This is a genomic window from Anabaena sp. TISTR 8404 (assembly GCF_056847745.1).
Genome location: NZ_CP180578.1, coordinates 281,422 through 303,326, shown reverse-complemented (window position 1 = coordinate 303,326; position 21,905 = coordinate 281,422). Strand labels below are relative to the sequence as shown.

Below are 21,905 nucleotides of genomic sequence, written 5' to 3'. Positions count from 1 at the left end.
TATGAATCCCCAAGAATCTCCCGAATTACCCCACCAAAAAAGTCTCATAGATGTTATGAACTTGCCTGACGAGGCGCGACAAATTGTTAACTGGATAATTCACCAGCAAAAAGTTACATTATCTGAAGTAGCAATTTATTTCCATCTTTCTGAAGAACTGGCGCAACAACAGCTACAAAATTTAATCACCCAAGGATTTATTCAAAAATTAGATGATAGTGAATCAATTTACTATCAACCGCTCTTTGCCACTCAAAAGAAAAGTAAGCTGACTCAAAATATATGGGATAAACTCTAGAACGATTATTCTGCTTTTTCTGTGTCTGGTTAATTATCAAAACTTTTCCCATGTCAAAAATTGTATCTATCCACTCATTTCGCGGCGGTACAGGCAAATCCAATTCTACCGCTAACCTAGCAGGAATAGTTGCACGTTACGGTTATCGGGTTGGTATTGTTGATACAGATATCCAATCTCCTGGTATTCATGTTTTGTTTGGTTTTGATGAGCAAAAAATGAAATATTCCCTCAATGATTATCTTTGGGGACGTTGCAATATTGAAGAATCTGCTTATGACGTTAGCTCAACATTAGGTCAACCAGCAGCTAAAGGACGTATTTATCTAATTCCTTCTAGTATTAAAGCCAGAGATATTACTAAAGTTTTGCGGGAAGGATTTGATTTTAATTTACTCAATGAAGGCTTTCAAAAACTGCTGAGTGCGTTGAAATTAGATTACTTATTTATTGATACTCACCCAGGACTGAACGAAGAAACCTTACTTTCAATTGCCATTTCTGATATCTTGGTTCTCATTTTACGCCCCGATCGCCAAGATTTTCAAGGTACAGCTGTCACAGTCGAAGTAGCCCGCAAACTTGAAGTTCCAAAGATGTTACTGTTAATTAATAAAGCACTAACAGCTCTAGATTTTGATGCTCTCAAGCAACAAGTAGAAAAAACATACAATGCACCTGTAGCCGGAATTCTGCCCCTAACAGAAGAATTAATTCAACTAGCTAGTAGCGATTTATTCTGCTTACGCCATCCAGAACATCCTTTTAGTCAAATTATGGATAAAGTTGCTCGAATGATTATGCAATAACCAACGTAACTCTGATTTTCCCCACTTTCTTTTTTGTTACCAAGGATTACCAATCATAGTAAAAGCCGACCAGAAAAAGGGATGACTCAACTTTCTGTCACCAAGTTCTAGTAGCACAGGTGGTAGAGGTACATCACCACGAGCAGTTCTGAGTCTACCCATTTCCAGCCGCACTTGACCTTTGAGCATTGCTACTTGCGCTCGTCGGAGGGCTTCGGCTTTGATCGGAGATATTTTCAACTTTTCATAAAACTGAGTCATCAATCCGAGAGTACCTTCATCAGAAACAGACCATAAACTCGCCAAAGCAGATTTTGTCCCTGCTTGTACCGCAAAGCCAGCAAAACCTAATTCTGCATCTTGATTACCCAAGGCTGTACGACACGCACTCAGCACCACTAGTTCTACTGGGGGGTGATTCCAGCCGAGTTGGCGTATCTGATCCATTCTCAGTTGGGTGTCCCACAATTGAATGAAAGAGTTATTCGGCGCACCTGAGTTGAATTCTCCGTGAGTGGCTAGGTGAACAATCCCGAAAGCTCTTTGTTGTCGTTGGGCTTTGAGATTATTTAAAGTAAAGGCTTCATTTAAAAAGGCTCGACCAGGCCAAAGCTGCTGAGTGATGGTAGTTAACTCCGACGGTACAGATGGTAGGGGTTCTAGGTTCATGAATTGAGATGCACCCATACCCAAAACTTCAGCTTTTTTTATATCAACATAGGTAGTATCTGTGAGGCTGAGACTGGGCATTAAGCCAACACTATAGTTTTCAATTAAATACTGTTGACCATCATAAAGGGCAGCTATGGGCATCGATCGCAAGCCTGCATCCATGATAAAAACTAAATTATTAATTTCTCGTGCTTGCAGGTTAGATTTAATTGGTGTAATTAACCAGTTGTATAGTTCTTTAGCTGGAGTAATATAGTTGTCCCCCAATACTGGTTTGGTTACACGCTCGGTAAACTGTTGATTAACTGCTAACACTTGCGATCGCGTCACATTTGTTAATACTTGTCGAATTGGCTCACCTTTACCTGTTACTACTACCAACTCTAAAACATCATCGTCTTGAGGCGTGATTTTTTGTTCTGGTAATATGTTACGTTTAAGTGTTTTAGGTATAAAAGAAACGTAAATTAAAGCAGGTTTAACACCTGTAGCATTTTCAATGTTTACTAAAATATCACTAGCTTCTTTAATACTTTTAATTTCAGGTACACCTGTACCCAAATAGTGTACAAATTGGTTAGTAAAATTTGCCTCAAGTCTAGATATTTCTTTATCTAGTTCTACATCTAAGAAAGATTTATCTTTTTCCAATATTGGTAAACTAGCAATTTTCTTTTTTTCTACTAAATTATCAAAGTTATTGAGGTCTATATTTAGCAGATTATTTGTTTCTGGATTGAAAAAATTATTTGTTTCTCTATTCGGGGGATTATTAGGGTTTATGTTAGGAGAATTATCCGTAACTCTTGGCTGTGGCGTAATGTTGATTTTGATTGATTGCGCTACAGAATCAGAAACACCATCATTAGCTCTAACAGTAAAAGCTGGTATTTGACCAACCGCGCCTTGTGGTGGAGTATAAACTAAAACTGTATTTGCATCCAGAATTGTCCCTTGGGTAACTGGTGTCCCATCTTGAAAATGAAGAGAACCAGACAATATGCCATCAAACTTGATGTAGCGAACATCATTATTAACATCATTTGTATTAAGATTTAATGAGCCAAAATTAAATGTAAAAGACTGATTTTGTCGAGTATTAAGTAAATTAGAATTACCTGAAAAAGTAGGTGGTGTGTTAACAGAAATTAGAGAGATGAGGCTGGGAGTATCATCTGCACGTCCCCCTAATGTTCTGACTGGGAAAGTATTAACTGTTGATGTAGAAGAAATTTGGGAATTTGTACTATCTAGAACTAGTTCTTTCTTAATTGGATCATAACTAACAATCCGAATCTGACTGACATTAATTGCCGCTGCTGTACCGTTAAAATTTGCATTGCCAACAATAAATGGTAAGTTATCTACTCCTCCATTATGTTGAATATTTACAGCACCAGGTTGATTAAATGCACTAGTAAAAATAGAATTGCCTGTAGGCTGATTATGCTCAAAAATTTCTCCTACTACCCTAACAGTTCCATTTGCCGAAATATTAACATCACCGCCTTGACCAAACAGTGGAATATTTTGCCACCACTTACCTTGATTACCTAGACGAGATTGACTGATTAACCTAAGTTGATCAAAATCAAAACTTATACCTCTGGTGTTGATACTTCCAACAGTAATATTGCCATCAGCGGTTAAAGTGACTGCACCTGCTGTAGCAGTTCCCCAGATTAAAGCTGCTGAAGTATCAATATTATTAGTTGTAATATTACCGCCTGCTGTTAAAGCGATCGCACCTGCTGTAGCAGTTCCAAAACGATTGAAAGCTGAAGCATCAATATTATTAGTTGTAATATTACCGCCTGCTGTTAAAGAAACCGAGCCAGCAGCACCATTAAATCTATCAGCAGTGGTGATATTTTGAGTTGTGATATTACCTGTCGCATTAATAGTGACAGCATCATGAGCAACAATATTACCTGTGCTAACAACATCACCATTTTCAATCTTCAAACCAGAACCAGTTAACTGCACCACACCATCATTCACCACCACACCAGTCGCATTACCGCCACCACCACCAGTTAGTAGCGATGCTAAGGTATTAGCTGGCAAATTACTATTAGTTGAACTTAAAGGTTGAATTTCCAAACTCAAAGGATTATGCGGCATACTCAACCGCAGTAAGCTACTACCAGGCACAGTCGCCACCGTGACATTGCCTTCTGGTGCTGACAAACTCCCAGTACTGACTACTGTGCCTGCAAATAAACTTAAATCCTTGCCTGATACTAGATTACCTTGATTAAAGATAGCACTAGCAACACTGCTATCAAAGGCAAAACTATTGGGTGTGCCGATAAGTTGACTGTAGTTGTTTGTACCAAAGGCATTCAACCAATTGTCATTGCCAAAACCAAGGCGCGTAGCAGTAGTAGCACTAAAAGATGCTGGCACATTCAAACTGGCATGAGAGCCAAAGATAATACCTGCGGGGTTGATTAAATATAAGTTGGAATTGCCGCCACTGACACGAATTAAGCCGTTGATGATGGATGCTTCCCCACCTGTGACTCTGCCTAAGATGTTTTGAATGGATGGTTGCGATAAAAAGTTGGCTGTTTGGTTGGCATCAAGACCAAATTTGCTGAAGCTATGAAACAGGTTGGTCTGATCGCTACTGAGGCTACCGCCACTAATATTGATATTGTTGCCTTGAGTGTTAACAACTGTGCCTGTGCCATCGTTGGCGGGGGTGATGTTTTGCGCTTGTACTGTTGTGGGTATGAGGTATAATCCTAAAATGATGTTAGTAGCTGTTAATATTTTGACTTGAGATGCAGAGAGTTGAAATACTTGCTTGTTATGTTGGAGAAGTATAGGAAAGTAAGATTTTATTTTGCCAAATTTAATATTCAAAAAAAAACTGATGGCATAATACTTTATACTAAAAACTCAATGTCAGCTTCACTTTTTATCATCTAGAGTATACATGAGTTAGTCAGCCATTAAAAATCTTTTAAATATGAAAATGTATAGTTTTTATAAAGGAATTGTAAACAAATCTATTATTTCATCTCTGTTCCCTGCATCCACAAGTAAGCCAACAAATCAAATAAAATTGTTAAGCTTTCCTATTATGAATTAGATTAATCGGTGAAGTATCAACGCCATACGTGCGTGTGTGAGTGTTGTGGCAATTTATAAGCAGCACAGTGGCTAGAAAATATCATCCTAGGACAAGATTTAGGATGGGCAAATAATTATGCACATATAACCCAATACGGTTCAGTTAAGAAAGTTTCTTTGTAGAGACAAGGGAACAGGGAACAGTAAAAGGCAAAAAAACTTATCTAAACTCTATTGATATCATGTCCGGCAAATCAGTTATGATTCAGCATATCTGAGCAGAAAGACAAAACCCTTCCTCGCCCTGCACCCCTTCGGGTTCGCAAGTCCCCCATCGTGACGGAGACCGCCAAGACGGGGGCTGGTCTCACCTGCACCCTGCCCCCTGCGGTCTTTATGATAAGTCTTTTACCGGACACGATATGACATATACCCTATGAAAAACTACCAAATGCGCGAGGGCAACTGAAAACGCTCACTACTATTTAATAAACATTATGTAATCTTCAATTTTAGTAGCCAAGCGAGATGATAGAAATGGGCTTGCTTCCTTCAAGGCTTCATAAATTTCCATACCTTCTTCTCGATATCGAACAATTTTGTCTTGATTCCAATAATGTGGAGGTACTTGTAGATTGCTAATTCTATCTGCTAGTTTTACCATCCATATTTCTCGTGGTTGCGCTTTTATCCTTCGTAAACTATCTGTCATTTGGAGATGTTTTTCTAGAGAATTATCTTTAGTCAATGCCAGTACACCATGAGCTACTGATTCACCAAATTCTGTTTTGATTTGCTCAAAAGTTGTATCAGTATCTTCGATTGTGTCATGTAAAATAGCACATTGAATTGCTAAGTCTCCATCATGTTCTTTTTCTACACTGAGATCTGCAATGATTTCCATGCTCACAAAACTCAAGTGCATGATGTAAGGTATATTTGACCCTGGCATTTTCTGACCTTGATGTGCGTGTGCCGCAAATCTATAGGCTTTGATATAACTTTCTTGTGACCAATTTTGTAAACTTTGATATATTTCCATTTTTACTTAAAATAACAATTAGTTTATAGTTATATTGTAAATTAGCAGATAATCCCCATTTTTAAGTATTGTAAATAGTAAAGATTCAGGTCTAAAATTGCGGAAGTAAAGATTGCAATAAAGGCATATTTAATTGTGTTGACTGTCAACTGTTGACAGTCAACGATCCCATGAAGTGATTAGGCAATGAATATGTGTTTTAGCTGATCTACCAAGGATTGCCAATCATGGTGAAAGCAGACCAAAAATAGGGATGAGTGAGATTTTTATCACCGAGTTCTACTAAAACTTCTGGCAGAGGTAAATCACCATGAGTAGTTTTTAGTTTACCGTTTTCAAGACGTACCTCTCCTTTGAGCATTGCTACTTGCGCTCGTCGGAGGGCTTCGGCTTTTATGGGCGCTTGTTTTAACTTTTCGTAAAATTCGGTCATCAAGCCAAAGGTGCCTTCATCGGAGACATACCACAAACTTGCTAATGCAGATTTAGCACCAGCTTGCACCGCAAAGCCAGCAAAACCTAATTCTGCATCTTCGTCACCCAAGGCTGTGCGACACGCACTCAGCACCACTAGTTCCACAGGTGGGTTATTCCAACCGAGTTGGCGCATCTGATCCATTCTCAGCTGAGTATCCCACAATTGAATATAAGAATTACTGGGCGCACCTTTTCTAAATTCGCCGTGGGTAGCGAGGTGAACAATACCGTAGGGTGTTTCTTGTCGTTGTCCTTTGAGATTTTTCAAAGTGAAGGCTTCATTTAAAAAGGCTCTACCTTGCCAAAGTTTCTGAGTGATGGTGTTGAGTTCTGTGGGAACTGCTGGTAGTGGGTCTTGATTCATAAATTGAGATGCACCCATACCCAAAACTTTGGCTGTTTTAATGTCAACATATTTGGTATCTGTCAGGCTGAGACTGGGCATTAAACCGACGCTATAGCGTTCAACCAGAAATTGTTGACCATCATACAATGCGGCTACAGGCATAGCTCGTAATCCTGTGTCCATCAGAAAAACTAGATTATTAATTTCTCTGGCTTTTAGGTTAGATTCAATGGGTGCAATCAGCCAACTGTAGAGTTGTTTGGCAGGATTAATATAGGTGCGTCGTAGTGCTGGGTCAGTTATGGAACTGGTGAATTGGCGGTTAGCTGTGAGAACTTGCGATCGCGTCACATTTGGTAATACTTTCCGAATGGGTTCACCCTTAGCCGTCACCACTACCAATTCTAGAACGTCGTTATCTTGCGCAATGATCGGTAGTTGAGCCGTTGGTTTGATAGTTGCAGGTACAAAAGAAACGTAAATCAAAGCTGGTTTAGCACCTGTGGAAGATTCGATGTTAGTCAGAATCTCCTGCGCTTCTTTGATACCTTTAATTGGCTGTTTGCCTTCTCCTAAGTATGTTCCAACCTGATCTGTAAACTTTTCATCAATTTTAGATGTGGGATCTTTTACAATTGGTGGTGTTGGATCAGTGATTATCGGTGGGCCTGATGGTAGTGGATCATCAACATTGGTTTGTGGAACGATGGTGACATTTACCTGTTGAGGTGCTGAAACAGAAACACCATCACTAGATCTGACAGTAAAGGCCGGAATTTGACCACCTGCTCCTGATGGTGGTGTATATAATAATACTGTACTAGCAGTTAGAACACTGCCTGAAGTGACTGGTGTACCATCTTGGAAAGTTAAACTACCGGATGAAATCGCATCAAAAATAAAGGTGAGATTGTCATTGTTAACATCAGTGGCGCTCGGATTTAGAGACCCAAAGGTAAAAGTTATAGGTTGATTTGGTATTGTTGAAAAAAGTGCATTTGTAACCGTTAAAGTGGGTGGTGTGTTAATCGAATTAATTGTAATTCCAGCCGGAGTCCCAGATGCAGTACCGCCATTTGGCAGGACGGGAAAAGAATTAATCGGTGAAGCGGCTGTGATAGATGTAGTGCCAGTAGTAATTGCTCCAAATGTACCATTTGTACTGGCATTACCCACAATAAATGGCACATTATTCGGCCCACCATCATGTTGAATTGTAATAGTACCTGATTGGGTATTTCCCTCAGTAGAAATTGTATTGCCAGTGGGTGTTAAAACACCGTCACCATTTATAAATATTTGTCCTAATCCTCTAACAAGACCATTTGCTAAAACGCTGACATTACCACCTTGGCCTATCCCTCCACCTTCTCCAGCAAAACTAATAGCTTGAGTATTGATACTGTTAAAAGTAATATTGCTCCCAAAGGTGGTACGAGTAGCATTGAGTGTAACTGCACCTGCTATTGCAGCATCACCAAAATTTGTTGCTGATGTGTCAATATCATTGGTTATAATACTGCCTCCTGTATTTAACTCTACTTGACCACCATTACCTGATTCACTAGAGGTATTAATATTATTTGTAGTAATGCCACCTCCAGCGCTTAATTGTACTGCACCAGCATTGCCGTTACTATCACCAGAAACTGATGTATTAATATTATTGGTGCTGATGTTACCTCCTGCTGTTATTTGAACTTGACCTCCTGTACCAGAATTATCAACAATGGAAGTATCAATATTATTAGTGCTGACGTTTCCTCCCGCAGTCAATTGAACTTGGCTACTGTCGCCGAAAACATTAGAGGCTGTTTGAATGTCTTGAGTAGTAATATTACCTGTAGCGCTGATAATTACTGGGCCATTAACTACCGGAGTTCCATATCCGGTGAATGTGGGAACTATGGATATATTGCCTGTAATGACATTTGCAAGTGAAGATGGCCCACCTGTTTGACTGAAAGTGATTGGTAGAGGGTCACTAGAAGTTCCTATTTCTTGCAAGCTAGTCACGCCTGCTCTTAAAATCAAAGATGCTCCATTAGCTAATGTTTGCTGGTCTGTAGAACAAGTATTCGCACTACAAAAACTAGCAAGTGTATTATCTCTATTGTTAATTGTGATATTGCCAGTGGTAATACTACCAAGAGATTCTACTTTTAAAGATGGCCCTGTATAATCACCAAAGCTAACGTCTTGAGTAGAACTAATAATTGGGTCAACTAAACTGCTAAAGTTACTTCTGTTTCCTTGAATATTGAGAATTGAAAACTTACCACCACTGATAAAGTGAGCATCTAAAGAAATCTGTCCATCACTAACTAACTTGAAGTCACCACCACTCACAAAAGGTGTTTTATCTGAATGATTAATCGCAAAAATATCAATGCCTTGATTGCCTTGAATAGTGAGTTTGTTCCCTGCAACAGCAGAAAAATCTTTTGCAGCGCTATCACGAACTCTGACTGTATCTTTGGCAAGTAAATTTAAGTTATTAGTGGCTGAAAGTTGACTTTCTGGTAGTGTCAAATTGTTATTAGCTGCAAGGGTAACATTTTTACCAGATGCTTGAGTGACGACAATATCACCTTCTTTAACAGCCAAACCAGAACCAGTTAACTGCACCACACCATCATTCACCACCACACCAGTAGCATTACCACCACCACCACCAGTTAGTAGTGATGCTAGGGTATTCGCTGGCAAATTACTATTAGTTGAACTTAAAGGTTGAATTTCCAAACTCAAAGGATTATGCGGCATACTCAACCGCAGTAAGCTACTACCAGGCACAGTCGCCACCGTGACATTGCCTTCTGGTGCTGACAAACTCCCAGTACTGACTACTGTGCCTGCAAATAAATTTAAATCCTTGCCTGATACTAGATTACCTTGATTAAAGATAGCACTAGCAACACTGCTATCAAAGGCAAAACTATGAGGTGTGCCGATAAGTTGGCTGTAGTCGTTTGTACCAACAGCATTTAACCAGTTACCATTGCCAAAACCAAGGCGCGTAGCAGTAGTAGCACTAAAAGATGCTGGCACATTTAAACTGGCATGAGATCCAAAGATAATACCTGCGGGGTTGATTAAATATAAGTTGGAATTGCCGCCACTGACACGTATTAAGCCGTTGATGATGGATGCTTCCCCACCTGTGACTCTGCCTAAGATGTTTTGAATGGATGGTTGCGATAAGAAGTTGGCTGTTTGGTTGGCATCAAGACCAAATTTGCTGAAGCTATGAAACAGGTTGGTCTGATCGCTACTGAGGCTACCGCCACTAATATTGATATTGTTGCCTTGAGTGTTAATTACTGTGCCTGTGCCATCGTTGGCGGGGGTGATGTTTTGCGCTTGTACTGTTGTGGGTATGAGGTATAATAGCAACGCGATATTGCTAACTGCTAATGTTTTGATGTGCTGTATTAGACTAGTAGACTTCGGGAAAGTTTGCTTCTTGGCGCTAGAGATAGCGGTAAAGTTTACCTTACTGCCAGGAATCAGGGTTTTATTTTGTAAGTCTGGTTTATGATGCTGTCTGCGTTGTCGTGCTTTGATAATTGCTTTATGCGAGTTTCTGATTTGCTCATGTTGCCGTTGCCGCGATATTGTTTCTGGATGGGTGCGGTAGTAGTATAACGGCTTATATATATGCTCTACTTCTGCAACTTCTGAAAGTCGTAGACATAAATCGTAATCTTCTGCGGTTGCAAGTGAATCATCAATTCCCGCTGCTAAGTCCAATACTTCCCGTCTAATTAGCCGGAATTGAAATGTTATAAATCTATTTAACAGTTCTTCACGGCTATAGGGTACAAGACAACGATAGCCATAACTGAGGATTGTATCGTTCTCGTCAATATCTAAATAGTCGGTGTAAACCCAGCCAATATGGGGTTTAGCATCTAACACTGCTGTTGTTTCTGCCAATGCTGTTGGTGCCAGCAAATCATCACTATCTACCCAACCGATATATTTACCACGAGTTTGCGCGATCGCAGCTTTTAAGGCTTTTGCTACTCCCATATTATCTTTGCTTGCTATTACCCGCACACGGCGATCGCGTTTTTCATACTCACGGGCAATTTCTAGGGAATTATCTGTCGAACCATCATCCCAAATCAGCAGTTCAAAGTCTTGCCTTGTTTGTAACAAAACACTTTCTATCGCAGATTTAAGATAATTTTTACGATTGTAAACTGTGATGATTAATGAAATCACTGGCAGCATAAAAATTAGATTTTTTTAATTTTATAGAGCTTAAAGCTTTTAGTTATCGTTGTATCAATAGAATATACATTAACTTATGAGTTTTTCTACAATTATACAAATCTGAATTTTGTTCTTGCTCAAGATGTTAATTTTTGCGAATGTTTGCAAAATTAACTCGGTTGAGATGATTTTGCTAAATTTGATTCGGGCTGAAGTTCATCGCGATCGCCAAGTTAAATATTATTGACAAATTTTAAAAATTATGCGATATTTCCATGCCAAGCCACGACAACTAGCTGTTAATAGCTGGTTTGGTAAAGCAATCACATCAAGTACTATCATCTCAGGACTAACAGCAATTTTTTTATTAGCAAATTCGTTAGTTCCTCCAACTTTGTTTGCTCAAGAAAAGTTAGAAATTAAAGATTTTGACTACTGGGCAAATTTTTGTAAATTGTTGGGAGAGGAAAAGAAATATGAAGAAGCGATCGCTGCTTGTAATCAAGGAATAGCTATTAAGCCAGATGAATCAGAAATTTGGGTAACACGCACAGAAATTTTACTCAAACAAACAAAGTATAGTGAAGCGTTAGTGTCAGCTGATCGCACCTTACGCCTCCAGCCAAAATATTCTTTAGCTTTAGCGCAAAGATGTGAAGCATTATTAAGTTTAAACAAATATGCCGAAGCGATCGCTGCTTGTGATTTAGCTTTGCGTTCTGATAGCAACTGGGGCAATAGTACAGCAGTGGTGGCATGGTACAATCGTGGTTTAGGACAAAGTAAATTAGGACAAATAGAAGCAGCGATCGCTTCATTTAATCGCGCCTTAGAAATTAATCCGGAGAATTCTTTAGCATTAGTCGGTAATTGTCAAGCATTATCAAATTTAAGCAGGTTCGGAGAAGCGATCGCTGCCTGTGACTCAGCAATTAAAATTAATAGTAATTGGGGTGATAGTAACCCTGCGATCGCTTGGTACACTAAAGGTTTAGCACAGAAAAAAAACAGACAATTAGAAGCAGCGATCGCCTCATTTGATCAAGCTGTAGCGATGAATCCCAAAGATGCAGATATTTGGTTAGAACATGGTAGATCATTAGCGGCAATTGGCAAACCAGAACAAGCCGCAGTTTCTTATGAATTTGCTGTGAAACTGAGTCCTAATTATGCTTTAGCTTTAGCAAGTCAAAGTGCCAGCTTCAACAAATTAGGTAAATTTAAAGAAGCACAAACAGCCGCCGAACAAGCACTCCAAGGCGATAATCGCTGGGGTGATGCAAGTCCCGCCTTAGCTTGGGAAGAGAGAGGAATTGCCTTAGCTGGTTTAGGAAATTACGAAGAAGGATTAGCCTCTATAGAAAGAGCGATCGCCCTTAATCCCAACTATGCTGAAGCTTGGAATAATCGTGCAGTAACTCAGTGGTATTTAGGCAGATATTCTGATGCAATAACTAGTAGCGATCGCGCCACAGAAATTAATCCTAAATATGCTCAAGCTTGGTTTAATAAAGGCAGAATTCTCAAAACATTAGAACGCTATTCAGAATCACTGGCAGCGTATAATAAAGCATTAGAAAATGTGGGCAAATTTGCTGATAAATCACTCTTAGCAAATATTTGGGCTAACCGTAGTGTTGTATTGTGGCATTTATCAAGAAATCAAGAAGCTTTAGTTTCAGCAGATAGAGCCATTGGTCTCAATCCTCAATTATCACAAGGATGGTATAACCGAGGCGTAGTACTATTTAATTTAGCCAGATATGATGAAGCAATTAATGCTTACAATCAAGCAAATATTCTTGCTCCTACCGATGCTAATATTTTAGCTGGTAAAGGAGTTGCTTTATTGCAATTAGGTAAATTAGAAGAAGCTGTAACTACTTTTGCCGCCACCTTACAACTTGATCCAAAAAACTCATTAGCATTGACTAATCAAACTATTGCTCAACAAAGATTACAAGCACAACAAGAACAACAAAAACCCAAGCTACCGGCACTACCAAATAGTAGTAAAGTGCGTTAGTTATGTAGCCTGTTTTAAATATTGTTCAGTATGAATTGAAAATAAGATGAGTATAGATAGAATTTTCAAAAGTTCTGATTTTTTTCAACCAACAGATGGTGAACCGATTCGTTCCGTAGTGACGGATTCATCTAATGCTGTTGTTGTTGCTTGGTACATCAAACCTGGACAAGAAATTGCCGCCCACATCCATCCCAATGGCCAGGATACTTGGACAATCTTATCGGGTAGTGGTGAATATTATTTAGATACAGTTGGTAATCGCCAAACAATTACAGCAGGCGATGTCGTTGTCGCACCAATCAAATCTGTTCATGGGGTTTTCAATCATGGTGATGAACCTTTGATGTTTATCTCCGTAGTCACACCTTACGATGCAGGATATGAACCTGTCATTATAGAATCGTCATCACCTAATCAATAAAATTCCCCACATAGCCATTGTTTGTGATGAAAAAAAGAGGAGTTGAATTAGCTACCTGAAACTTTTCAAAACCCTAATTCACCACCCCTCTATCCTTTTCGTGTAACGTGAGTTCGATAAACCTCTCCCTCCCAGGTTCCCTTTCCTAAAAGGCGAGTGAGGAGCAACGGCAAAATAGGGTTTTTACTCCCCTCTCCTCGTAGGAGAGGGGTAGGGGGAGAGGTCAAAACTGCTCTTAATTACTGACCACGACTAGCTGGGTCTACACCAGCAAAGGTCAGGAAATCGATCATGCGGAAATCTTTAGCTTTGCCTGTCTTGGTAGGTACGGTTGGTACCCAATTAGGATTCACATTCAGGTAGGAATTTGAGTCTAGCTGAAGCAGACCGATAATTACCTCACCCACAATGCGACCGCCTACTTGACCTAGATGCAAGCCTTTTTCCCGAAGTTCAGCTTCTTTGAGAATGTAGTACCAGAGTGGTGTAGATCTGTCAAAGGTCGAGTAAATACTCCGAAGCTCGGCCAAGTCGTACCTACTCAGTACTGGTACACCCATCTGTTGGGCGATGTCTTGGCCGGATGGTAGTAGCCAAGTCAGGTGTCGGAGCAGGTTGCGTTGGATGAGTGAAGTCGGAGGAGTACCCGAACCGATAGTTTGGAGCGGCAAGTTAAACAGTGGGCTAGAAATTTTTGTATCGATTAACTTATTTGGTCTGACTTGAGTATCTCCAAAGTCGAAGAATGTCTGCCATCCAATAAAGCGTCGTGGCGCTCTAGCTCGACCGCGCAGGTCATTCGGATCAGGTTTTCCCTCTTGAGAAGGATCGAAAATGAACGCAAAGAAGGGCTGGCCATTGTCACCTGCCAAGTTTGCCCGGTAGGAAGGCCGGATCATACTGTGACCAATACGAAAACCGATTTGGAACTCAACTGGGATGAACGCTCTGTCTGGCAATGGATTATAAAACCTACGCCCATTCTTTAAAATGTCGTTCACCATATCCTGCCCGACAAGAAGTGGTAGAAATTCATGGAGGATTGTCCACTGGTAGTGCCAGGTAGTCAATTGGCGAGCCTTGCGAAAAGCCTCATCGTTGGAGATACCAGGAGAGTTGGATCTAACTAAATCCACCGCATGGTTGTGGAAACGATAGAACGCAGATAACAGTCCAGCGATAATCAAATGTTGATCGCAACGTGGGTCAGCAATTATCGCTCGATTGTTCGCGTCGCGCGGCAGATCCTCGAATAAGCCGCCAGTTTCAAGTCTCAGTTTGATTGGGTCTTTAAGGTCGTATAGGTTTGGCGATCCGATTGGCCCATCACCGTAGACATTATCAAGGTCAAAAGCTGCTGTGCGAGAATTTGGTGCAGTGATTGGGGGTGTGACCTCGCCTAGTCGAGAGGTAGTATCGTGGGTGATGTCAAGATCCATAAACTGGGACATAAACGTCGTACCAGCTGTATGGGTAGGATTATTGGGATTGTTAACGTTGAGGGCAGGATCAGCAATAAGAGCTATTGGCCCTGCGGCTAAATTGTCTTTAGCATCTAAAATACCCCCAGGTTTACCCATTTCCATGAGAGCAGCTCTAACGTTAGAGCTGGGTGGCGCAAAGGGTGGCAAATTATTAAACATGCGTCCGAATTTACCGGGCAGAGTCCGATCAACAAACTGTGCTTTCGCTTGCATGTCGAGAAAACCACCAACCATCACAACGACGGTGATAATGGCAGTAAGTGCGATCGCTAACAGGTAAAAAACCCGATTTTTCCAGCTTTTCGCTTTTTTATAATTCAAAAATTTCATCAGGATTCCTTAACAAAAAACAAAGTATGCGGTATCGTTGCAAGTTCGCCGATAGAGCTACATCGGGTTAACTTGCAAATACCTTTGGCAAAATATATAGGAATAGGTATGCTAATATTTTTACCTTTGTAAAAAAACCACAAAGGTACTTTTAATTTTTCCAGAACAGCCTAACACAATCCTGCACCAAGCTATCAGTTAAAAGACAATACGGTTCAGTTAAGAAAGTTACTCTGTAGAGATAAGGGAACAGATAATAGAGAACGGGTAACAGAACGCTTATCTGAACTATATTGACTAAAAAGGTAGAACTTGGACACAACTTGCAGGGTAGTTAAGGTTACTTATATAAAAACTATACAAGTTTTTATTGATTAAATTCAAAATTTAAACTTAAAGTTACATTGAAGAAAAATACAGAAGTCAAAATTCAGCATCCACAATCAATATAGTGGGAAATTCAGACCAGCCACTAATTGTAGGTGTAGCCTTCCCAAAGGGTAGACCTCTAAATTTTCAATTTGGAGGAAGTTTTAAACCCGTTTACTCATTTATCACTATGCACACAAACCTTGCTGGTACTGCTTTTGGATAATTTGTCTGAATACTATATCCGCGTCTACATAATGAATTCTGCCAACTGACTCCTGAATGCTATTGCGATAACTACTGGAAAATTAATTAATTGATGAAGTGATTATTTTGATTTTAAAATTTAAACGTAGGTAAATACTTTTAAACTCGCTTTGGTAGAATTGAACACAAAAATTAACTACCTAGATTGACAAAAGTTAAAATCTACTGTATTTACTTAAGTATGCTATAAATAAAAACACGGTTTTCTAGCCAGTAATTAGTTAACAAAAAGCAAAACTCTATCGCAGCTAATTTGCGCCTACTGCGACAGAGAATGAAGAAATTGAAACACCAAGGTAAAGCACAAGCGAAAAGTTTATGCTTCAAAGATTAAAGATGAAGCAAAAGTTTAGGAAATAACCGATTTTTTTGCCTATTCTCTCCCTTGGTGCTTCCTACTGTGCTAGACATGCTCAATATATAGTGTTTAATTTCTGGGAACAGTATTCTATCGATCAATTTTCAGGTATCGTAATCAAGGGTAGCGATCGCTGGCTTAGAGAAGAAAGTCGTTAGTAATAATGTTCAGTTGATACAGTTTTTTCTGTTCTCTTTTGCTTACCTAGATACATTATATTTCAAGTAAGTGAAGTACACTATTTAAGTCTCAAAGCTAGGTAAGATATTTTACCTTTATAAGCTCCTTATATTACCTTATATTAACCCATTGCACAGGGTCTATTTGATAATAGCGTTGCAATAACTCATAAAGTTTTGAATGCTTATCTAACAATTGCTGTGGCTTTTCAAAAAAAGTTTCAGTCACCACCGCAAAAAATTCTGCGGGACTAGTTGCCCCGTAACTATCAATTACAGTCGTGATATCTTGTTGAATATCATTGCAGAGTTGTTGATATTCTGCTGTCATAACCTGCGCCCAAACGAAATAATCTGATTTTTTGGGTAAAATAGGTACACCTTCAGCCTTACCATCTTCTTGGTCTAATTGATGGGCAAATTCATGCAGCACAACATTATGTCCATCGCGCCAATTTTTTGTATCTCGTTGCACATGTTCCCAGGATAATATTACTTGGTCTTTCACCCATGATTATCCCAGTCTGGCATCGCGTCTTTCTTCCACAACATAATCACTCACTGCCACAGTTTGATTCACAAAATAAGTGCTAGGATAAATCAAAATTGAACGCAGTTTTGGAAAGTATTCACCGCGTTCATTTAGCAAAAGTAAACAAGCAACAGCAGCAATAGTTAGTTTCATTTCTTCTGTTACTTGCAATCCTTGACAGCCAATGAATTGTTTCTCTGCTAAAAATACTTGAATATGTCCTTGAAGTCGTCGGCGTTCTTCGGGAGTTAGACATAAGTAAATCGGTAGATTATTTTCAATAACAGCACTCCACAGTGGCGGAAAAGGACACTTTTTAATGCGATCGCGCCGTTTTTTAGCCAGAATAGGACTGATGAGAATCGCAGTTACAATTAGCCCCAGAATGAGAAAAATAATAATTGTTGCACCCATTGATTTTGTATGATGCTATGCCATTGCTAGTTAGTATAGCGATCGCACCACACTATTAACCATCAAATTAACTACACTAGACACATACCCAGATCACTTCATCCCCGCCATATCTATCAGTGTATAAGTCCTGAAATTGCTCTTTGATATGCAGTTATATCCCCGATTTATTGAATAAATCAGGGATATAGTAAGTAGTCAAAAAATTAATGACACAGGATACTAACGGAAAAAACTGCAATCAATTTACTAACTTTCGTAAGATAAGTATTGATTTAGTAAGGTAACCCGTTAGGAAATAGAACTGCTAGACGTTTTTCACGAAGTTTAACTGTCTCAAAATAGATTTCTTCAATCTTTTTCAACTCGTCTTCAGAAATCTTGAGTATCTTGGCTGCTTTGAGGACAATAGCCCGTTCTTTTTCGCTATATTCGCCATCAGCAGCACAAGTTTGTATAGCATCAAGAAGTAAGGAACGTCTTGTTTCAGTGATGACAGGATCTCCTTTAAATACTGTCTCTAAATCTTCGTCAGCTTTGTAAACTTTGAGTTTTTCAATAACTTCAGAATCGCGGTTATAGGCAGAGGCATATCCAATCACCCAATCTCTTTCTGCATCTGCCAATGTGCCATCACCATTAGCACAAATAAGCATCGATTTAAAGTAAGCTTCATAAGATGCATTTAATGGAATTTGCGAGAAACCAAACTGTTCGTTGAACAACCATTTAATGCCTAAATCTGTTTCTTTTGCTGTGATATTTGTTGCCATTATTTTCACCTAAAATTACTTGGTTTGATTTATTGTTGACATTTTTATTATTGCATAAGCAACTATTTTTAATTATTAAAAAACCATTGTTTTTCTTATTTAACTATTTTAAAAAACAGCGCTACAAATAGTAGCTTTCAATCTTTAAAAGCTACTATCCAACTAACTAGATATTTATTTTTTGAGATAAATAAAATTCTAATTTTGAGAAAATAAAAAGCTTTGGCTAGGCACATTAGGCAATAAAGTTGCCTCAATACCAGCTTTTTCCATTATGTCTAAAGCATACTCATATTTAACTTTGTAACGTTTTTGTTTACTGTAAATAGCATACTGGTCTTGATAGTTGGAAGGCGTAAAATTCACGGTAATTGTATTTGCCCCTGCTTTCAGTCCTTTTAACTGACCATCTTGACCTAATAAAACATTAAAAGCACTTACACTAGGTATTAAAACTTTTGGCATCATAATTCTAGCTAAAGCCATCCAATTTAAAGTCATATTGGCGTTACCAGGACTCATTTGAGCTAGTGGAGTACCTTTACCAGGGATAAAAGGAGATGCACTACACATATGAATTTTCTTCTTCATGGCAAGTAGGAGATCGTTCGCCAGCATCTTTGGAGTTTGTTCAATTTCGATTTTTCCATCAGCATTTACTGCTTTTAAACCAACAATTGTTCCGCTTCCTACTTCATACCCTAAACTTAACAAATCATCGATTCTATCTAGGCGATCGCCTAAACTATATCCTCTAGCTTGTTGGTGTAAATTCCAATCGCTAGTTTCAAATTTAATAATGTATTGATTTGCGCCAGCTTCTTTGAGTATTTTGTAATCTTCTTTGGGTTTATCACCAAGATTTAACAGGATGATGACGTTATTATCAAAAAGTTGTTTAATTTGAGATATAGCTTTAGATACAGTTCTAGTCGTTGCTCTAATTTCACCAGCTTGAATAAATACAATAGGAACTCTCGATTCTTTGATTTCTGCGGCGGTTTCTAAGATTTTTTCACTTGTAAAGTTATAACGCTCTCCTAATTCTTCATTTTCAATTCTCATTGGACAATAATTACAACTTCTTTCACAAGCATTTGTAATCTCGATTACACCTCTTAAAATTCCTTTATTGCCAAAATACTTCTGACGCACAGAGTTTGCTATTTCAAAAAGTAGTTGCTGATCGTTGTCTTCAAAATGAAGTACTTCTTGGAAGGTTGATTGAAAAAATTGTCTGTATTCTTGGGATTCTCTTGATTCATTTTCTCGATATGGGCTTTCAGTAATAGCATCAATTTGGATGGCTGCTAAAAGCCGCTCTTTTTCCTGTTCTGAAATGTCTAGTAAAGTTTCAATCAAATTTTGCTTCATTTTATTTACCTGAAAACTATGAATGTTGTGCCAAAAAATGATTTACCAAGCCTCTTAGTAGTAAGAACAGACATTTAGACATTTCTTACTTTTCTGTTCCCCATTCCCTGTTCCCCGTTCCCTTTTATAAACGAATAGCTTCAATCACACTGATTGGAGGTGCTACGGGATAAATTTTTGTCAATGAGAAGCCTGCTGTTTCTAGTAGGACTTGATACTCAGCTTCAGTCCGTTCACATCCGCCATAATTGACGAGCATCTGCAAGTCGAGGAGTTTGCCAAAGAATGCTTCGTTGCCTGGAGGGATAACCATTTCAACTAGCAGCAATTTGCTGTTAGGCTGCATCGCTTGATAGCAATTTTTGAGGATGGCGATCGCTCTTTCATCATTCCAATCGTGGATAATATACCGCAGCAAGTAAGCATCTCCACCTTTGGGTACTGACTCAAAGAAGTTCCCGCCGACTAGTTGACAACGATCTTGTAGTCCCAAGTCTTCTATCAAAGGCTTGGCTTGTACAACTACGTGGGGTAAATCAAATAAAATCCCCTGCATTGTCAAATTTTCTTTGAGAATCGAGGTCATTAAAGTACCATTTCCACCTCCAACCTCAACTAAGTTCTGGATGGATGAAAAGTCATAACCAGATGCGATCGCTGCATCTTGTTCGCCAGATATACTACTTATGGCTTGAGTGTATATTTTAGAAGCATCAGGATCAGTAGCTAGGTAATCAAATCTCTCCACCCCGAAGATGTCTTTAAATACAGGCTTTCCAGTTTTAATACTTTCAAGTAAGTTTCCCCAAGGTTGCCATTCCCAAGGTTGACCAGACTTGATCGCATAACCACGTAGGGAATCGGTGCGATCACTTTGCAACCCTTCCGCAAGTGGAGTCAATTCAAAGTAACCTGGACTACCTTCAGCAAATATACCAACACTGGCTAAGGCGCGTAGTAGTCGATAGAGCGATCGCGCATCTACACCAGTTGTTGTTGCTAATTCATCGTAACTTTTAGAACCATCCTTGAGTAAATCTGCAATACCCAATTGAGCAATTACATAAATACCTTGGGTAATCCAAGCACCAGCGATCATTTGCTTTAATGTTTTTGTCGTCTGCATCTTGTTTTGACTTGTAGGTTTTTGTAATTTTGTTTGCAGCATAAAAGCGTTATCTATAGTCTACAAATGGGCAAATCTGACATATTAAAAAATACTTTTTATTTATTTGTCATTTCATTATTCGTATAATTTTACTATCTCTAACTCTGGTGGTTGTGGAAAGCCAAATTTTTCATGATAATGAGGAAACTTAATTAAGAAAAGGCATAAAGGTTGATTTCGATAAAAGGCAGTTAAATGAAATAATCGAATTGCACAATTTTCTCCTTCACCTTCCTCTGACATAGAGAAATTACCAGGAAAAATCTCGTCAAAGTAAACTTCAAACTCTCTTGCTGTTGCTAGAAAATATTTGCCAATTAGTTTAGCAGCATTATCATAAGCTGGATTCGGAATATATTTTCTGTAGCGACTTTCATCAAATCCCACTTGTACAAGAAATTCAAAAAAATCTTGAAATAACTTTTGTTCTTCACTGCTATTAAAATCTTCCCAGCCTTTTTTAAGGCTATCGTATAGTTTTGGATATATCTTTAAAGCTAACATTTTCTCTTTCAATTGAATCTCTGCAATTATCTCCTATCAACTATTTATCAAAGAAAAATAGCATTGCTAAATTCAGACATGAAAAACTTTTTATGTGATTTTCAAGCTCTTATATAGATATGCTATTTCAAGCATATCTATATTCAGATTCCAATCAGCAACACCAGATTGTTAGTATGGGCTTTCTTGAGGATATAAGAGCTTGAGGCGTTTTTGTCGTATTGCTGATTCTTCTTGATATAGCTGCTCTAACTGCTCTACTACGTCTTCTGTTACTCCTAAAATAGAAGCCATTTTTCGGATTTTTGCTTTTTCCTGTTCATGATATTCTCCATCAGCAGCAGAAACCCAAATTGCAGAGAAAATTATGTCTCTCTGTGCCATAGATACTTGAGGAGAGCGAGAAATTACTTCTTCTATGGGTTCATTAGCTTCATAGGTTTTTAAATCTTCAATCACCCAATCTTCTACTCCCCACGATGCACAAAATCCCAGCGCCCATTCCTTCTCTTCTGGTGAAAGAACTCCATCGGCTTTAGCGCAATTTAAAACAGCTTTCATATAAATGTTACTGTCTTCGTTTGTAGGAATCTGGTTAAAACCAAAAAACCAATTCATGATCCAAGATGAGCCAATTTTTCTGATGTCAGACATGAGGTTTACTCCTGTTTACTAATTTGGCGTGAGTTCGATGAGTGCTTTTTTGTCCTCACCCCTAGTCCCTCTCTTTGTAGGAGAGGGAGGCTAGGAGGGAGAA

At 38.9% G+C, this 21,905-nt stretch carries 13 protein-coding genes and 1 pseudogene; 4 read left to right on the top strand and 10 right to left on the bottom strand.

Annotation, left to right across the window (positions count from 1 at the left end; translation table 11 throughout):
* Position 1: 1 nt before the first annotated feature.
* Entirely contained in the window at positions 2-298 is a 297-nt protein-coding gene (locus ACMX3D_RS01430; protein WP_482749719.1) for an ArsR family transcriptional regulator, read from the top strand.
* A 50-nt stretch (positions 299-348) separates the two neighbouring features.
* The gene (locus tag ACMX3D_RS01425) at positions 349-1,107 is read left to right on the top strand and encodes a MinD/ParA family ATP-binding protein (protein ID WP_482749718.1); all 759 of its coding nucleotides are present in this window, start codon (positions 349-351) and stop codon (positions 1,105-1,107) included.
* A 36-nt stretch (positions 1,108-1,143) separates the two neighbouring features.
* Here the strand turns inward: ACMX3D_RS01425 and ACMX3D_RS01420 are convergent, their stop codons facing one another.
* The 3 genes from ACMX3D_RS01420 to ACMX3D_RS01410 all read right to left on the bottom strand — a co-directional run bounded on the left by ACMX3D_RS01420 (position 1,144) and on the right by ACMX3D_RS01410 (position 10,964).
* Complete coding sequence (locus tag ACMX3D_RS01420) at positions 1,144-4,650, bottom strand: CHAT domain-containing protein (protein ID WP_482749717.1); 3,507 nt, start codon at positions 4,648-4,650, stop codon at positions 1,144-1,146.
* A gap of 691 nt (positions 4,651-5,341) precedes the next feature.
* The gene (locus ACMX3D_RS01415; protein ID WP_482749716.1) at positions 5,342-5,902 is read right to left on the bottom strand and encodes an HD domain-containing protein; all 561 of its coding nucleotides are present in this window, start codon (positions 5,900-5,902) and stop codon (positions 5,342-5,344) included.
* Positions 5,903-6,110: 208 nt separating this feature from the next.
* A complete protein-coding gene (locus ACMX3D_RS01410; protein ID WP_482749715.1) occupies positions 6,111-10,964 on the bottom strand; it encodes a CHAT domain-containing protein in 4,854 nt (1,617 codons plus the stop codon).
* Between the two features lie 244 nt (positions 10,965-11,208).
* Between ACMX3D_RS01410 and ACMX3D_RS01405 the strand changes: the two genes are divergently transcribed.
* Together ACMX3D_RS01405 and ACMX3D_RS01400 are read left to right on the top strand one after the other, a co-directional pair.
* A complete protein-coding gene (locus tag ACMX3D_RS01405) occupies positions 11,209-12,972 on the top strand; it encodes a tetratricopeptide repeat protein (protein ID WP_482749714.1) in 1,764 nt (587 codons plus the stop codon).
* Between the two features lie 46 nt (positions 12,973-13,018).
* A complete protein-coding gene (locus tag ACMX3D_RS01400; protein WP_482749713.1) occupies positions 13,019-13,396 on the top strand; it encodes a cupin domain-containing protein in 378 nt (125 codons plus the stop codon).
* 239 nt (positions 13,397-13,635) lie between these two features.
* Here the strand turns inward: ACMX3D_RS01400 and ACMX3D_RS01395 are convergent, their stop codons facing one another.
* The 7 genes and pseudogenes from ACMX3D_RS01395 to ACMX3D_RS01365 all read right to left on the bottom strand — a co-directional run bounded on the left by ACMX3D_RS01395 (position 13,636) and on the right by ACMX3D_RS01365 (position 21,802).
* Positions 13,636-14,982 carry a peroxidase family protein gene (locus ACMX3D_RS01395; protein ID WP_482749712.1) on the bottom strand — a complete coding sequence of 449 codons (1,347 nt, stop codon included), beginning with the start codon at positions 14,980-14,982 and terminating at the stop codon, positions 13,636-13,638.
* 1,513 nt (positions 14,983-16,495) lie between these two features.
* Positions 16,496-17,329: pseudogene (locus ACMX3D_RS01390) on the bottom strand (M90 family metallopeptidase).
* A gap of 275 nt (positions 17,330-17,604) precedes the next feature.
* The gene (locus ACMX3D_RS01385; protein WP_482749711.1) at positions 17,605-18,102 is read right to left on the bottom strand and encodes a TerB family tellurite resistance protein; all 498 of its coding nucleotides are present in this window, start codon (positions 18,100-18,102) and stop codon (positions 17,605-17,607) included.
* A gap of 198 nt (positions 18,103-18,300) precedes the next feature.
* The gene (locus tag ACMX3D_RS01380) at positions 18,301-19,476 is read right to left on the bottom strand and encodes a biotin synthase BioB (protein ID WP_482749710.1); all 1,176 of its coding nucleotides are present in this window, start codon (positions 19,474-19,476) and stop codon (positions 18,301-18,303) included.
* A 124-nt stretch (positions 19,477-19,600) separates the two neighbouring features.
* Complete coding sequence (locus ACMX3D_RS01375; RefSeq protein ID WP_482749709.1) at positions 19,601-20,644, bottom strand: methyltransferase; 1,044 nt, start codon at positions 20,642-20,644, stop codon at positions 19,601-19,603.
* 75 nt (positions 20,645-20,719) lie between these two features.
* Complete coding sequence (locus ACMX3D_RS01370) at positions 20,720-21,148, bottom strand: hypothetical protein (RefSeq protein ID WP_482749708.1); 429 nt, start codon at positions 21,146-21,148, stop codon at positions 20,720-20,722.
* Positions 21,149-21,319: 171 nt separating this feature from the next.
* The gene (locus tag ACMX3D_RS01365; RefSeq protein WP_482749707.1) at positions 21,320-21,802 is read right to left on the bottom strand and encodes a TerB family tellurite resistance protein; all 483 of its coding nucleotides are present in this window, start codon (positions 21,800-21,802) and stop codon (positions 21,320-21,322) included.
* Positions 21,803-21,905: the final 103 nt, after the last annotated feature.

What these genes read in the sequence shown, in the direction of transcription:
- ACMX3D_RS01430 (WP_482749719.1), top strand. Translation starts at nt 2, where the DNA reads ATGAATCCCCAAGAATCTCCCGAATTACCCCACCAAAAAAGTCTCATA.
- ACMX3D_RS01425 (WP_482749718.1), top strand. Translation starts at nt 349, where the DNA reads ATGTCAAAAATTGTATCTATCCACTCATTTCGCGGCGGTACAGGCAAA.
- ACMX3D_RS01415 (WP_482749716.1), bottom strand. Translation starts at nt 5,902, where the DNA reads ATGGAAATATATCAAAGTTTACAAAATTGGTCACAAGAAAGTTATATC.
- ACMX3D_RS01410 (WP_482749715.1), bottom strand. Translation starts at nt 10,964, where the DNA reads ATGCTGCCAGTGATTTCATTAATCATCACAGTTTACAATCGTAAAAAT.
- ACMX3D_RS01405 (WP_482749714.1), top strand. Translation starts at nt 11,209, where the DNA reads ATGCGATATTTCCATGCCAAGCCACGACAACTAGCTGTTAATAGCTGG.
- ACMX3D_RS01400 (WP_482749713.1), top strand. Translation starts at nt 13,019, where the DNA reads ATGAGTATAGATAGAATTTTCAAAAGTTCTGATTTTTTTCAACCAACA.
- ACMX3D_RS01395 (WP_482749712.1), bottom strand. Translation starts at nt 14,982, where the DNA reads ATGGAAATGGGTAAACCTGGGGGTATTTTAGATGCTAAAGACAATTTA.
- ACMX3D_RS01385 (WP_482749711.1), bottom strand. Translation starts at nt 18,102, where the DNA reads ATGGCAACAAATATCACAGCAAAAGAAACAGATTTAGGCATTAAATGG.
- ACMX3D_RS01380 (WP_482749710.1), bottom strand. Translation starts at nt 19,476, where the DNA reads ATGAAGCAAAATTTGATTGAAACTTTACTAGACATTTCAGAACAGGAA.
- ACMX3D_RS01375 (WP_482749709.1), bottom strand. Translation starts at nt 20,644, where the DNA reads ATGCTGCAAACAAAATTACAAAAACCTACAAGTCAAAACAAGATGCAG.
- ACMX3D_RS01370 (WP_482749708.1), bottom strand. Translation starts at nt 21,148, where the DNA reads ATGTTAGCTTTAAAGATATATCCAAAACTATACGATAGCCTTAAAAAA.
- ACMX3D_RS01365 (WP_482749707.1), bottom strand. Translation starts at nt 21,802, where the DNA reads ATGTCTGACATCAGAAAAATTGGCTCATCTTGGATCATGAATTGGTTT.